Annotated in this window: 7 protein-coding genes; all 7 read left to right on the top strand. The window is 35.5% G+C overall.

What is annotated here, in order from left to right; translation table 11 throughout:
- Positions 1 to 21 precede the first annotated feature (21 nt).
- The 7 genes from FLS47_RS16405 (at position 22) to FLS47_RS16375 (ending at position 16795) form a co-directional block, all read left to right on the top strand.
- Positions 22 to 1911 (top strand): RagB/SusD family nutrient uptake outer membrane protein, encoded by a 1890-nt coding sequence (locus tag FLS47_RS16405; RefSeq protein WP_149915407.1) that lies wholly within the window; start codon positions 22 to 24, stop codon positions 1909 to 1911.
- A gap of 202 nt (positions 1912 to 2113) precedes the next feature.
- Complete coding sequence (locus FLS47_RS16400) at positions 2114 to 4276, top strand: alpha-L-rhamnosidase-related protein (protein ID WP_149915406.1); 2163 nt, start codon at positions 2114 to 2116, stop codon at positions 4274 to 4276.
- Between the two features lie 16 nt (positions 4277 to 4292).
- Entirely contained in the window at positions 4293 to 7571 is a 3279-nt protein-coding gene (locus tag FLS47_RS16395) for a glycoside hydrolase family 2 TIM barrel-domain containing protein (protein ID WP_149915405.1), read from the top strand.
- Positions 7572 to 7593: 22 nt separating this feature from the next.
- Positions 7594 to 11004: a glycosyl hydrolase gene (locus tag FLS47_RS16390; protein ID WP_149915404.1), complete on the top strand. Its 3411-nt coding sequence runs from the start codon at positions 7594 to 7596 to the stop codon at positions 11002 to 11004.
- A 4-nt stretch (positions 11005 to 11008) separates the two neighbouring features.
- Positions 11009 to 13027, top strand: coding sequence for an aceric acid hydrolase (locus FLS47_RS16385; RefSeq protein WP_149915403.1), 2019 nt, complete (start codon positions 11009 to 11011; stop codon positions 13025 to 13027).
- 11 nt (positions 13028 to 13038) lie between these two features.
- A complete protein-coding gene (locus tag FLS47_RS16380) occupies positions 13039 to 14460 on the top strand; it encodes a sialate O-acetylesterase (RefSeq protein WP_149915402.1) in 1422 nt (473 codons plus the stop codon).
- A 19-nt stretch (positions 14461 to 14479) separates the two neighbouring features.
- On the top strand, positions 14480 to 16795 hold the full coding sequence (locus tag FLS47_RS16375; protein ID WP_149915401.1) for a DUF5703 domain-containing protein: 2316 nt from the start codon (positions 14480 to 14482) through the stop codon (positions 16793 to 16795).
- Positions 16796 to 16848 lie beyond the last annotated feature (53 nt).

The raw sequence follows: 16848 nt of genomic DNA, 5'->3' as shown, positions 1-16848 counted from the left end.
TAAAACGAAAAAATTAAAATTATGTCAATTAAAAAAATAACATATAAACTTTCTTTCGCATTAATACTTGCAGGAGGAATGACATCGTGTTCTTTAGATGAATGGAATCCATCAACAGTGGATGTAGAAACAGCCTATAAATATAAAGATGGTTTTGAAAGTCTTATCAATTACTGTTATGACGGCTTGTACTATTTCTATGGCAAGGTTGATGGCATCGGAGCCATGGAAATGGGTACTGATTTGTGGACAAATGTAGGTAATACGGAGTCTGGCTTCATATTGTATAACAGTAATATGAATGCGCAATTAGGTACGCTTAATACCATTTGGAATGGTCTTTATTCTACAGTAAACTATTGTAATACGGCAATACATTATGCGACTTTGGTACAAGGATATACAGACGCTGAACGTAATCAGAAAGTTGCCGAAGCGTATTTCCTTCGTGGCTGGGCAAATTGGCATTTGGTAGAACAATTTGGTGGAGTGGCACTAACAACAATTCCATCGTCTGTTTCTGGTGTAATAAGTAGCCCAACACGTAGCTCGGAGGAACAATTCTACGATTTAATAATCGAAGATTTAAAATTTGCGGCAGCTAATCTTCCAGATAAACCTGCTGGAGAGCGTGGTCGTGTAACCAAGAAAGCAGCTTATGCTATGCTCGCAAAAGCTTATTTGCAACGCACACGTTTAGGTGGAAATACACAGGAGTATGCAAAACTTGCATTGGAGGCAGCCGAAGAATTAATCAATAATGGTGCAAAATATGGAGTTGCATTATACGAAAGTGATAACAATACCTCAGGATATGCAAAATTATGGGCTGGAAGTAACAATAAAAACAATACTGAATTCCTATTCCTTGAAGCAGTAGATCATGTCGATGGACGTAATCCAGAAGGTTGGAATAGAGGACGTACGCGCCAATATTACCTCATGGATGCACGTACTGTTGGAGCTCCTTGGGGTACTCAAGAGAATGACGCTGTTTTGGGACGTGCCAACAGCAGAATTTTCAAACCTACGAAATATTTGCTTACAGAAATTTTTGAACCGGTTCGTAATCCTGCTGATACGCGATTCAGTGAAACGTTCTTTTACGAGTACTATAACGCCACTTGGGCAGATAAAACAATTACTTCAGCTATGGTGACTCAATATCGTAAAAATCCGAATTTAATAGGACACGTCATCAAAAATACTGCTGCAACTGGTAGCAGTTTGGTACAGGGCAATCGCGCTATTAATCATTATGGCCTAGTAAATATGGTTGATAATGACAATGATGGCTATTTGGATGGATTGTCCATTTATACACCTAATTATGTCCTTCCTGTACAGGAAAAAGCTGATTTACCTTTTTGGGTGGCGGATCCATCTGATTGGTTTGATGCGGAGGGCAAATGGATAACAGCGCAGAATAATACTAAAGCGTCTGCGGAATTTGAAATATTTCCCTCTTTAAAGAAATTCTCAAGTAAAGAATATGTATATGATAGACAATATTGGATGGGAGATATTCCAATCATTAGATTGGGTGAAGTCTTTTTAATAGCTGCAGAAGCTGCAATTATCAATAATAATGATGTGAATAAAGCACAACAATATATTAATACATTACGTAAAAGAGCTGCGGTAAAATCTAGAGAAAATGAAATGATTGTTGATGCTTCGAAAGTGAATTTGGATTTTATTTTAGCAGAAAGAGCACGTGAATTAGCAGGAGAGCAGACAAGATGGTATGATCTAAAAAGAGCTGGAAAATTAACAACAGCTTATCTAAGAGGTACGAATCCGGAAATCTTAACGTTTGATCCATCTAAGCACAGCACAAGACCTATTCCACAGACTTTCTTGGATGCAATTGCAAATCCAACAGAGTTTGGACAGAATACAGGATATTAGAAATTAGAAAGGTTTTGACAAGAAGCTGGTACATTATACCAGCTTCTTGTTTTTAGATTATTGCTAATTATATATAAAAGCTGGAGAATATATCATATTCAGAAAACAGTCAATTCCATTAAGTTTGTAGTTGCATCTCTATCATAAATATCACCCTAGATAGTGATAGGTGCTAAATTTATTGTATAACCATTTATAAATTATGAAGAAAATAATCCTAATTCTTTATGTTTCAATTCTAACCTCTTTCTGCTATGGACAGCAAAGTGCAACATGGATTTGGTATCCTGGAGACTTCGAAATTTGGTTAAGTAATGACATGCAAAATCGGCGAACAGAAAGAGGGACTTATTTTCCTCCTTTTTGGAGAATGGACAGTCACTACGTATTAGTTGAATTTCACAAAGAGTTTGAATTAAAGGAGGATGAGGAAATCACAATAAAAGCAGAGGGTATTTACAATATTAAAGTAAATGGGAAGATGATTTCAGGAATGCCGAATAAATTACTCCTGAGAAAGGGAAGCCAAAAAATAAATATAAAAATCTATAATCAACATACTCCGCCAGCACTGTTTGTGTCAGGAAAAAATGTATTCACTGATAAAGACTGGTTGGTTACGTATGAAGATAAAGAATGGATAGATGAGACAGGGAAAGCTTCCGATGCTTCGGGCACTACTTATTCAAAAGTAGGATATTGGGATTTTGATCGTGCAGACCAACTTCCATCTAAATTTAAACTTCCAACACGCTTTGAGAAAGCGACCAATATATCGAAAACAAACAATGGTTTATTGGTTGATTTTGGCAAAAATACCTTTGGTTTTTTGACCTTTCATAATTTAAAAGGAAATGGTAATCTGCGTATTTACTACGGTGAATCTAAAGAAGAAGCCTTAGATACAGCGAAATGCGAAACCTTGGATTACCTACAGATTGTCAATAAAATAGCAAAAGATAGTACACTTTTAAATTCTAAAGGATTTCGTTATGCCTATATTGAACACGGCAATGATATAGCATTTACAGATGTCAGTATACAATATGAATTTCTGCCAGTAGAGGAGAGAGGAACTTTTCGTAGTTCGGACGAAGAATTGAATCGTATTTGGGAGGTTTCAAAATATACAATGGAACTTACTTCAAGAGAATTTTATATCGATGGGATAAAACGTGACCGATGGATTTGGAGTGGAGATGCGTATCAATCTTACGCCATGAATTACTACTTAGGATTTGACTCTAATACAGTGAAGCGTACTATTTTAGCTTTACGTGGTAAGGAGCCAACGATGAGTCACATCAACACCATTATGGATTATACTTTTTATTGGTTCTTAAGTATCTATGATTATTATCTGTACACTGGTGACAAAGAATTTATTGAAAATGTCTATCCAAGAATGAAATCTTTGATGGCGTTTTGTCTTGATCGTAGAAATAAAAACGGATTCATGGAAGGATTAGCTGGTGACTGGGTTTTTATTGATTGGGCAGAGGGTCTAAGTAAACAAGGGGAAGTAAGTTTTGAACAGTTGTTATTCTGTAGAAGTTTAGAAACTATGTCTTTATGTGCAGATATTATAAGTAATAGTGAAGATAAAAACTTCTATTCCAAAATTTCATCAGAATTAAAATCAAAGATTTTTCAATCGTATTGGAATCCATCCAAAAATGCTTTTGTACATAGTTTAGTTAATGGTAAACAGACCGATAATGTCACGAGGTATACCAATATGTTTGCAATATTTTTTGACTACTTAAATTCTGATCAAAAAGCAGGGGTAAAGAATGACGTGCTGTTGAATGACCGAATCCAAAAAATTATGACACCGTATATGCGCTATTATGAGTTGGAAGCATTATGTGTTGTTGGGGAAAAGGATTTTGTGATGAAGGAAATGAAACAGTATTGGGGAGCAATGCTGAGAGAAGGTGCTACTACATTTTGGGAAGAATACAATCCGAATAAATCTGGAGCAGAACACTTGACCATGTATGGACGTGAATACGGCAAAAGTTTATGCCATTCTTGGGGAGCAAGTCCAATATATCTTCTAGGAAAATATTTTTTAGGCGTAAAGCCTACATCGCCTGGCTATGCAACTTATGATATTGAACCTTATTTGGCAAGTCAAGATTGGATGGAAGGAAAAATTCCTACACCAAAGGGAGAAATTGACTTATATGTTTCTAAAAACAAAATTAAAGTTCAATCTCCTATAGGTACAGGTACTATTCGCATACAAAGTAAAATAACACCCAAATCAAACCAAGGGAAATTTGTCAAGGTAGACAACACGACATATACTTTAAAACTAGAGGCTGGTGTGAACTACGAAATTAATTATAAAACTATATAGGTTATAATTTAAGGAAATGATAAAAATATTTAGTGCAATTCTCTTGTCACTTTGTGGCATATATACATTATCTGCTCAGACAGTGGACGGTAAGCCTGCTGTAGTACCACCTATTCCAGATGGAAAAATAGCAACAGCGTGGGAAGATCCATTAATCACATCGGTCAACAGACTACCAGCACGTGCTACTTCATATTCTTATTCTAGTATTGATAAGGCTCTAAAAAATGATAGAAATTCAAATGAGCGCATGTTATTTCTTAATGGAGATTGGCAATTTAAATATGTATCAAAACCTGCAGATGCACCCAAAAATTTCCACACAAGTGAGGTTGATGGCTGGGATAAAATAGAAGTACCTTCGAATTGGGAAATGAAAGGTTATGATATACCCATTTATCGATCAGCTGTATATCCATTTGACCCTATAGATCCACCACGAATTCCGCAAGATTATAATGCCGTAGGTTCTTATCAACGGACATTTAATTTGCCAGACACTTGGGACAATATGAATGTGATTATTCATTTTGGTGGAGTAAGTTCTGCTTACCATTTATGGATTAATGAGCACTATGCAGGATATGCTGAAGACTCCTGTTTACCTTCAGAGTTTAATATTTCATCGTACTTAAGAAAGGGTAAAAATCGCGTTTCGGTTCAGGTTATTCGTTGGAGTGATGCTTCATATTTAGAAGATCAGGATCATTGGCGTATGAGTGGAATTCACCGCGAGGTATTTTTGATGGCAGAACCAAAAGTACGCATAGCAGATTTTCATTGGCAAGCCAAATTGGATGAAAATTATGAGCATGCTAAATTTTCATTAAGACCTAAAATTGATAACTTTTCAGGCCAAGAAATGGAGGGTTTCATACTAAAAATGCAGTTGTATGATAAAGAAGGAAATACTGTTCTTAATAAACCAATCCAAAAAGAGGCAAACGAAATTTATAATGAAATATATCCTCGACTTGATAATGTCAAGTTTGGCATCATGGAAACAGAGGTTATGAATCCCAAAAAATGGTCACCAGAAGCCCCCAATTTGTATAAACTCGTTGTTAGTCTTTATGATAAGCAAAATAACTTGTTGGAAGCTAAAAGTTGTAATGTAGGGTTTAGATCTGTGGAGTTTAGCAAAGAAAATGGTAAGTTCTTAATCAATGGTAAAACTACTTATTTCTATGGTGTAAATAGGCACGATCATCATCCCGTACGAGGTAAAGCCTTGACTCGTGAAGATATGGAGGCGGATATTTGTCAGATTAAGCAATTCAATTTTAATGCAATACGTACATCACATTACCCAAATGATCCATATGTATACGAATTGTGTGATAAATATGGCTTAATGGTAATGGATGAAGCAAACTTAGAAACGCATGGATTAGGAGGGAAACTAATGAACGATCCTCTGTGGTTGAATGCGCATATGGAGCGTGTCATCAGAATGATTGAACGCGATAAAAATCATCCAAGTATTGTTGTCTGGTCACTAGGGAATGAATCTGGAAGAGGTCCGACGACAGCTGCTATGGCTGCATGGATTCATGATTTTGATATCACAAGACCTGTACATTATGAGCCTGCAATGGGCAGTCATCAACTTCCAGGATACATTGATCCATCAGATTCTCGCTACCCAAAATCTAATGATCATGCAAACCGAATCCAAAATATTAAAGATCAATATTATGTAGACATGGTATCAAGATTCTATCCTGGAATACATACACCAAAATTATTGCTTGATCAAGAAAATGGAGATAATAGACCAATACTTTTTGTTGAATATTCACATTCTATGGGGAATTCGACTGGAAATATGAAAGATTTTTGGGATTTATTCAGAAGTAACCCTAGATTAGTTGGAGGTTTTATTTGGGATTATAAAGATCAAGCCTTAATCAAAAATGATCCAGAATATGGTAAAGTGCTTGCGTATGGTGGAGATTTTGGTGAAAAAAAACACAATGGGTCCTTCGCGCTGAACGGTATAGTGGATGCTTGGGGGAGACCTAAAGCGGCAATGTTTAACAATAAAAAGATATATCAACCTGCTGAGATTCATTTATTAGATCCACAAACTTTAGAAGTGTTTATTAAAAATAGAGGTTCTGTATTGAATCTAAACTACTATAAGGCGCAGTTGAATATCAGAAAAAATGGAAAGATTATAAAAGTTATTGAATTACCTGAGGTCAACCTAGACGGCGGCGATTCTACTATCATGTCTTTGAAAAAATTCATTACTATTAAGCCTTCAAAAAACAAAGAATACCAAATTGACTTTCAATTTTCACTAAGAGACGACATGCCATGGGCTAAAGCTGGTCATGTTGTTTCTACATCTCAACTTCGATGGATAGAATTTGATAAGTATTCTACGCCAAAGTCTGCTCAGAATAAATTAGAAATAATTGAAAATACAGATCAATATTCTGTAAAAGGCAAAGCTATTGAAGTGATTTTCGATAAAAATACGGGCGCATTAATACAATATAATTTTAATGGTAAAAATATAATTGCAAGTGATTTACTTCCAAGTTTCACACGTCCTGCTACAGATAATGAACGTAGAGGATGGAAACCTCACGTTAAATTGAAGTATTGGTACAATACACCGATTCTCCAGTCTATTACACATAAAGAATCTTCTGTAGGTATTATTCTCAATGCAAAATATAACATGCCTGGAGATTCTGCCTTAATTCAAATTGCATACACTATCAAATCTTCAGGGATTATTGATGTCAATTATGATTTGCAAGTTAAGTCTGGATTGCCAAATGTTCCTAAAATAGGACTGAAAATGGGGATAAATCCCAATTTTAACCAGATAGAATATTATGGTCTAGGTGCTATGGAAACATATAGTGATCGCGCATATGGTTTTAATTTGGGACAATATAAGATGAGTTTGGATGAATTTACTGAACCTTATCTCGTACCCCAAGAGAATGGAAATCGTATGGATGTACGTTGGTTTACATTGGGAGATAATAAAAACGCAGGTGTGCTAATCCTCGGAAATCAAGCTTTGAATGTAAATGCAAGTTACTTTTCATTAGAGCAAATGCAGAATACCAAACACTGGTACAAACTAAAAAAAGAAGATAAAATAACTTTAAATGTGGATTACAAAACAATGGGTATTGGAGGTAATGACACGTGGACAGATGTATCACAGCCATTACCACATTATCAAGTACCTGCTACTGATTATTCATATAGTTTTAGCATCGTACCATTAAATGCCTCATCTAAGATTGAAGATTATTTTAATAAATAGTTAACGTAGCTGCCGAATACAAATGAGAATCCGATTTAATATTTTAGTTATTATCCTTAGCATATTTCCTTTTGTTTTTATAAATGGACAAATAAAGAGTATCCCGAAGTCAATTGTTCCTTTATCTTCACAATCATTTCAAAATGCAAAACCATGGGTAGTATGGTATTTTATGCATGCGAGTTATTCCAGAGAAGGAATAAAGGCGGATTTGGAAGCAATGGTAGCGAACAATATTGCGGGAGCATATTTTACACCTATTAAAGATAAGACAGACCCGCTGTTATTTGCACCAGCAACAGAAACACTGACACCAGAATGGTGGGAAATGTTTCGTTATTTAGTGACAGAAGCTAAAAAACTAAATATACAAATAGCTATGTTTCCTAATGATGGTTTCGCTACAGCTGGTGGACCTTGGATTACTCCTGAAAAGTCAATGCAAAAAATTGTATGGGCAGATACAGTAGTTTCTTCGGTGGGCAAAGCATTAAAAGTAGTTCTTCCACAGCCTCAAACTCTTGCTAATTATTATAAGGATTTAAAAGTCTTAGCTATTCCATTGGCGCATAAATTTCGCCGTAGTGATACAGAAAAAGTCGTTGTGAGTTCATCGTACAATCAAGATTTGTCACGTATAGCAGTGCGTGGTAATAAGACAATTTTTGCGTCATCGGAGCCTGGATGGATTCAATATGAATTTGCGGAGAATTTCACTTGTAATTCACTTAAAATTGACTGGACAGCATCAAATTATCAAATCAATAGAATAAAAATTCTTGCTAGCAATGATGCTGTGAATTTTACGGAGATAGTACAACTAACTGCACCTAGAACGGGATGGTTGGATTGGGATAATGGTGTCACCCATACAATACCGCATACTACTGCCAAATATTATCGATTTGTCTATGATCCTGCAGGTTCTGAACCAGGCGCTGAAGATTTGAATGTGGCAAAATGGAAGCCTTCCATAAAGTTTACAGGAATAACGCTATTTGAAGAATCAAAAATTACAAATATAGAAGGTAAAAGTGGTGAGATTTGGCGAGTGTCACCTTACACAGCAACAGACTTTGTAGATGAAAAATCCATCATTAATAGCACAAAAGTTATTGATATAACGAATGCTATGGACGAAAAAGGCAATTTGGCTTTTACACTTCCTAGTGGTCTTTGGAAAATCTTGCGAATTGGTCACACATCTACAGGTCATAAGAATGAAACAGCAGGAGCAGGAAAAGGACTTGAAGCGGATAAATTGGATAGTAACATTATGGGATTTCAATTTGAACGGTGGTATGGTACCGCAAAAAAATCGATTGCTCCTGATATTTCAAAAGATGTGTTGACTATTTATCATATCGATTCTTGGGAATGCGGAAGTCAAAATTGGACTCGTAAGATGGGAGAAGAATTTGAAAAGAGAAGAAATTATCCCTTGGATAAATATTGGCCTGTTTTGACAGGAATGATTGTAAACAGTGTGGGGGAATCTGAAGCTTTCTTGTCTGATTATCGTTTGACTCTTGCGGAATTGTTAAATGAAAAATGTTTTGGCACATTAAAAGCTAAATCCGATCAATATGGAGTTAAATTCACAGCGGAGACTACGGCTCCTGTAATGGTGAGTGACGGATTGAGTCATTTTGCTTATACAGACAATACGATGGGTGAATTTTGGTTTAGAAGTCCATCACATGACAAGCCAAATGATATTTTGGATGCTGTATCTGCTGGACATATATTTGGAAAGAATATTATCATGTCAGAAGCATTTACGCAGATCCGAATGCAATGGGATGAGCATCCAAGATTATTGAAAAGCCTTCAGGATAGAAACTATGCGATTGGGGTGAATAGTTTAGTCTATCATGTTTACACACACAATCCTTGGTTAGATCGCAAGCCCGGAATGACATTAGATGGTGTGGGTATATATTTTCAAAGAGATCAGACTTGGTGGAATCAGGGTAAAGAATGGGTGAATTATGCCATACGAAATCAACAATTATTACAGCATGGGAAACCAGTTCGTGATATAGCGGTATTTATTGGAGAAGAAATTCCTCGTCGATCTATTTTGCCAAATAGGCTTGTTAATTTTTTACCAGGTTTATTGGGTGAAAAGCGCAGTGCAGTGGCTCATCGCATGTTGGAAAATAAAAATATTCCAATGCAAAAAATTGCTAATGTGAGCACCACAAAAAATATGTATAATCCTGAGGAATGGGTTGATCCGTTTCAGGGTTATGCCTTTGATTCTTATAATCCAGATGCTCTTATAAACAATACAAAAGTTGTAAATGGCAAAATTGTGCTTTCAGATCGAGTGGATTATAAGGTACTTTTAATTCCGTCAAATCATACATTAAATCATAGAGGAACATATTACACCCTACCCACTTTAAAAAATTTGATCAAGTTAATTGAGCAGGGAGCCACTGTCGTTTTTGAAGAATTACCAAAATATCCGCGAGGTATATTATCTCCACAAGACTCGATTGAGTTTGATGCATTAGTACAGCAGTTATCATCGAATATTCAGGTACAACAGTTATCAAAATCCAAGCTTTTGACTAAACAAATTGGTCTAGGAAAATTATATGTGGGGACTATACACGAAAAAAATTTATCTTTCCTAGGGGTGGACGAAGATGTAATCATCAATAAAAAAAACAATACAAAAATATCTTGGAATCACAGAAATTTTGAAGGTGGCGAGATTTATTTTTTAGCATCCCAAGATAGTTCAAAGCACACGACCAATATTTCCTTCCGTCATCATAAAAAGTATGCTTACCTATATGATCCAGTTTCTGATAGTTTTCGTTATATAAATGGAGCAATAGAGGATGGTAGGTATAATCTGGATATAGAATTTGTAAAACAAGAATCGCTATTTGTTATTTTTTCGGATGAAAGAGTCGATCTTCCAAATTGGAAAACAACGAAGATTGAACCTTTATTTTCGGAGTGGACATTGCGTATGCATGATCTTAAAGTTGATGATATTAAGCTTGAAACACCTAAATTTTGGACAGCACAAGATAATCCAGAAGTGAAACATCATTCCGGTGAAGGAAGTTATTCTACGGTAGTATTTGCTAAAAAACCTAAAAAGAATGAAAGAGTATTATTGCAATTAACGGAAGTCGAAAGCATGGCAGAGATTATTATTAACGGAAAATCCGCTGGTGTTATTTGGACTGATCCATACCAGCTTGATATTACTCAATACCTCATCGCTGGCAATAACGAAATCGAAATAAAAGTAGTAAATACATGGGGTAATAGATTTTTATACGAAACTCGAAATCCTGATTTAAAAAATAAAAAAATCAATACAACAGCGCCTAATAAGTTTCTAAAAGGATTATTGCCTTCAGGTTTACAGGGGAACGTAGAACTATTATGGCAAAATAAGAAGTAAGTCTATGAAAGCAATAAAGTATATATTTTTTGGGTTTTTAGGTACTTTTCTTACACGAGCGGAAGCACAAGAAAAGGCTATTACCAATACAGCGAATAGTCCCTACGCAGTCAAAAAAGCAGTTAATATTGGCGATGTAAAATGGACACAAGGTTTTTGGGCGGACCGTACTAAAGTTTGTGTAGATCATATGGTTCCTAGCCTTTGGGAAGTGTACACGAATGCGGAAATAAGCCATGCTTTTCGAAATTTTGAAATAGCTGCGGGTTTGTACGAAGGAGAACACAAAGGACCTTCTTTTCATGATGGTGATTTCTATAAAACGATCGAAGCTGTTGTGGCTATTTATGCCCAGACAAAAGATGTTAAATTATCTAAGATGCTTGATGAGGTAATTGAAGTGATTGCAAAATCTCAGCGGCAAGACGGGTACATTTATACCAAAGCGACTATTGATCAACGTAATGCAGGATTGAATATTGAATTTCAAGATCGGCTTAGTTTTGAAGCCTATAATATAGGCCACTTAATGACTGCTGCATGCGTACATCACCGCGTAACAGGTAAAACCAATTTATTGTCTATTGCAATAAAGGCTGCGGATTATTTATATGGATTCTATAAAAAGTCAAATCCTACACTTGCGCGAAATGCTATTTGTCCTTCCCATTATATGGGTGTAATTGAGTTATATCGAACAGTAAAAGATGAAAAATATCTTGAGTTAGCAAAGCATCTAATAGACATAAAGGGAGAAATAGAAGACGGAACAGATGATAATCAAGATCGTGTTCCATTTCGTCAGCAAAATAAAGCAATTGGTCATGCTGTTCGTGCCACCTACTTATATGCGGGCGTGGCAGATTTGAGTGCAGAGATTCGTGATACTACACTTAGCAATCGTCTGCATAATATTTGGGACGATATGACACAGACCAAAATGTATATAACTGGTGGAGTAGGCTCGTTGTATGATGGAACTTCGCCAGATGGTACTTCATATGATCCAAAAGATGTACAAAAAATTCATCAAGCTTTCGGTAGAGATTATCAATTACCAAATCTTACTGCGCATAATGAAACATGTGCAAACATAGGTAATGTTCTTTGGAATTGGCGTATGGCTAATTTGACAGGAGATGGTAAATACATAGATGTCTTAGAGCTTGCTTTATACAATAGTGTTTTGTCGGGAGTAAGTTTGGATGGAGATAAATATTTATACACAAATCCATTAAGTTATTCTTCGGATTTGCCATTTCAACAAAGATGGTCCAAAAAGCGTGTTCCGTACATTTCTCTTTCGAACTGTTGCCCTCCTAATACAGTACGAACCATTGCAGAAATTAGTAATTATGCATACAGCTTTTCGGATAAACATATTTGGGTTAACTTGTTTGGAGGCAATGAATTAAATTCAAAAATAAATGGTGAGCAAATTACAATTAAACAAGAGACTCAATATCCTTGGAATGGAAAAGTCAATTTTAAAATATTGGATATTCCATCTTCATATAAATTAAAGTTACGCATACCAGGTTGGGCAGAACAAGTTGTTTTGAAGAAAAATGGTAAATCGGTAGCATACACTATGGAAAAAGGATATGCAATATTAGCAGAAAACTTAAGAAAAAATGATCTCATAGAAATGGAAATTCCGATGGAAGTATCTTACATGGAATCTAACCCGTTAGTCGAGGAAACACGCAATCAAATTGCAATCAAGCGTGGACCTGTAATTTATTGCTTAGAAAAAGACGACATTGAAAATGATGTTAATCTCTTTGATCTTAAGTTTAAAGTTTTGGAATCATTTACTCCAGAGTATGATAAAATATTAGGTCAAGATATCGTCTTTTTGAAAGGTAAAGCCTATAAAGAACCTTCGTTGACAAAATGGAATTCTTTATATAGAAAGATATCGTCAACAAATAAAGAAGAGGTGAGTGTACGATTGGTGCCTTATTTTGCTTGGGGTAATAGAAATTTTGGTGATATGTCTGTTTGGCTCCCTTCCTTTTAATTGGAGTTTTTATGTTAAGAATAGTAGTTACTGCGTTTTTTGTACTTGTATTTGGCGTAGCGCATGCAAACCTTTCATTGTCTTCAATATTCACAGACAATATGGTGTTGCAACAGCAAAAGAAACTTCCGATTTGGGGTAAGGCTTCTGTAGGGAAAAAGGTGTCTGTCAAAACATCATGGAATAATAAAACCTACTATACTGAAGTTGATCAGTCAGGAGCGTGGAAAATACAGATCACTACGCCCGCGGCTGGAGGTCCTTATTCTATTGATATAGTTGCTGGTGAGAAATTTGTTCTTAAAAATATTCTAATTGGTGAAGTTTGGTTGTGTAGTGGTCAATCAAACATGGAAATGCCTTTGAAAGGATATCCGTCACAGCCAATTTTAGAAAGTACGACATCTATTTTGCAGGCAAATAATGATAATATACGATTCTATACTGTGCCTAGAAACCCAAAACTTTTACCACAGCAAGATTCTAAACCTTCTAAGTGGAAAATTTCTAATCCGGAGAATGTCGCTAATTTTAGTGCAACAGCCTATTTTTTCGCGAAGAGATTGAATGATATACTACAAGTTCCGGTAGGTGTCATCCTTAGTGCCTATGGTGGATCTAATGTTGAAGCTTGGATGCAAGAAGAATGGCTTAGAGACATTTCTTCTCTGGAAATTCCAAAAGAGGAAGATGGGCTGAAAAACAAAAATAGAATTCCTACAATGTTGTATAATGGAATGATACATCCGATAAAGGAATTTGGCATAAAAGGCATTATCTGGTATCAAGGCGAATCAAATTATGAAAATGCGGAGACTTACGAAACCCTATTCACGCGTATGGTAAATGAGTATAGAGCAATATGGCAAGATGACAAGCTTCCATTCTATTTTGCTCAAATAGCACCTTTTGATTATGCCGCTCTACCACCTTATCACAAATTAGATAAGTATAATTCTGCATTTCTTCGTGATGCACAACGAAAGTCCTTAGCTGCGTTACCAAATTCGGGAATGGTCGTTACATTGGACATTGGAGAGAAAGATTGCATTCATCCTTCCAAAAAAAGAGAGGTGGGAGAACGGTTTGCACTATTAGCCTTACAAGACTTATATATGTTTAATGGAATCCATGCTCAGAGCCCAATTTATGACAAATTTGAAATCCATGATGGTCAAATATCTGTTTATTTTAAAGATGCTCCATTAGGTTTAACAAGTTTTGGTCAAGATTTAAATCATTTTGAAATTGCTGGTGAGGATAGAGTATTTTATCCTGCACAAGCAACCATAAAAAAAAATATAACAGTAGTGAGTTCTCCTAAAGTGAGTAAACCTGTCGCTGTTCGATATGCTTTTAAAGATTTTGTAACGGGTGACTTATTTGGTGTAAATGGATTGCCTGTATCATCATTTAGAACGGACGATTGGTAAGCCAATAATATTTAATTGTATGTTATTCAAATTTTATATAAACATATTCTTCATCATTTTTGCCATTTCAGGAATGAGCAATGCACAGTCTATAAGTGATTATAATGTGAAATGGACTTCCCAAAGCAAAAATTCTTCTGAATCAATGCCAATAGGTGGTGGTGATATTGGTGTCAATCTATGGGTTGAAAATGGTCAGGTTTATCTCTATTTAGGTAAGACGGGTGCTTTTGATGAAAATAACACCCTGCTTAAATTAGGTAGAATAAAACTAGACCTATTACCCAATCCATTTGCTGGACAATCATTTTCCCAAGAACTTATACTTCAAAAAGGTCATGCGATTATCTCTGGAGAACACAATAAAAATAAAGTTGAAATATTAGTTTGGGCGGATGTGTTTCGACCAAATATACATATTGAAATCAAATCGCAAAAAAACATCCATGTAAATGCAACGTACGAATCTTGGCGATTCAAAGATCTTTTTCCTCAAAAACGAGAGAATAATATGAATTCGTGGAAGTGGGCACCGCCGCATCAAGTCGTTACGTATAAGGATAGTGTGCGAATCAATAAAAATGAGATTCTGTTTTATCATCAAAACCGAGATTTTACGGCTTTCGATATTGTCGTAAAACAACAAAAAATGGATGCTGTTAAAGATTCGCTATATAACCCATTGCGTAACTTGATTTCTGGAGGTATATTGAAAGGAAATAATTTTGAATATATATCTACGAATAGAGGTCGGTACATGGATACGGACTTTCTGGGTTATGTTTTGGCGAGTAAAAGACAGGCACAAAAACATCATTTGCAAATTTCGCTATTTGTTGACAAAGAAAAAGATATATCTTCCTGGACTACTAAACTCAATCAAAAAACAAGCTACAATAAATCATTACTAGAAGTAAAAAAAGAGAACGAAAAATGGTGGTTTGATTTTTGGCAAAGAAGTCATATCATTATTCAACCTAAGGATAAGAACAATCATACAGAAGTATGGCAAGTTGGCCGCAATTATCAATTGTTTCGTTATATGCTAGCTTGTAATGCATATGGAGATTATCCAACTAAATTTAATGGTGGATTATTTACATATGATCCTTCCAGCATCAACAAGGATTTCCTATTCACTCCTGATTTTAGAAATTGGGGCGGAGGTACGCATACCGCGCAGAATCAACGCTTGGTATATTGGCCGATGCTGAAAAGTGGCGATTTTGATATGATGCCTGCGCAATTCAAATTTTATCAGCGTATACAAAAGAATGCTGAATTAAGATCGAAAGTATACTGGGGGCATGAAGGAGCGAGTTTTACAGAGCAAATCGAGAATTTTGGTTTACCGAATCCTGCAGAATATAATTGGAAAAGACCAAATACTTTTGATCCTGGTATCGAATACAATGCATGGTTAGAACATCAATGGGATACGGTTTTAGAATTCTGTATGATGATGCTTGAATTGGAATCGTATAACAATCAAAATGTCGATGAATATGTACCGTTTGTGATGAGCTGTATTAAATTTTTCGATGAACATTATCAATATAGAGCGAAACAACTTGGCAATAAAATCTTGAATGAAAAAGGTCACTTGATTTTTTATCCGGGTTCATCTGCCGAAACGTATAAGATGGCTTATAATGCTTCAACGACAGTCGCAGCATTGTTAGGAGTAACTGAGAAATTAATTTCCTTAGATTCATCTATTTTAAAGGATAGCGATCTTGAATATTTACAAAGTTTTTTAAATAAAATACCTTCTTTACCACGACGTATAATAGATGGTAAAGTAATGTTGGCGCCAGCAGAAATATGGGCACGAGTAAACAATACCGAATCTCCGCAACTTTATGGTGTGTATCCATGGGGATTTTATGGCATAGGTAAGCCAGATTTAGAGGTAGCCATCAATACATATCAATATGATCCTGATTTATTGAAATTCCGTTCACATATAGGTTGGAAGCAAGATAATATTTTCGCTGCTAGATTGGGACTAGTTGATGAAGCTAAAAAATATACAACCCTAAAATTAAAGGATTCAGAACGAAGATTTCCCACATTTTGGGGACCCGGTTTTGATTGGGTGCCTGATCATAATTGGGGAGGTTCTGGTATGATAGGATTACAAGAAATGCTTTTGCAGACGAATGGTAATAAGATTTATTTGTTTCCCGCATGGCCCAAAGAATGGGATGTTGATTTTAAATTGCATGCATCGAAGAATACCATCTTATCAGGAAAACTTATTAACGGTGTTGTACAAGATTTAGTAGTCTTTCCAAAAGAAAGAATTCAAGATGTTGAAATTTTACTGCAATAATTATATTTATATTGAAATGAAAGAGAGCTGAAAATTTTTTCAGCTCTTACTTT

The sequence above is a fragment of the Sphingobacterium cavernae genome (assembly GCF_008520265.1).
Taxonomy (GTDB): domain Bacteria; phylum Bacteroidota; class Bacteroidia; order Sphingobacteriales; family Sphingobacteriaceae; genus Sphingobacterium; species Sphingobacterium cavernae.
Note: the sequence above shows the minus strand (reverse complement) of the source record. Positions and strands in the feature narration are given on the sequence as shown.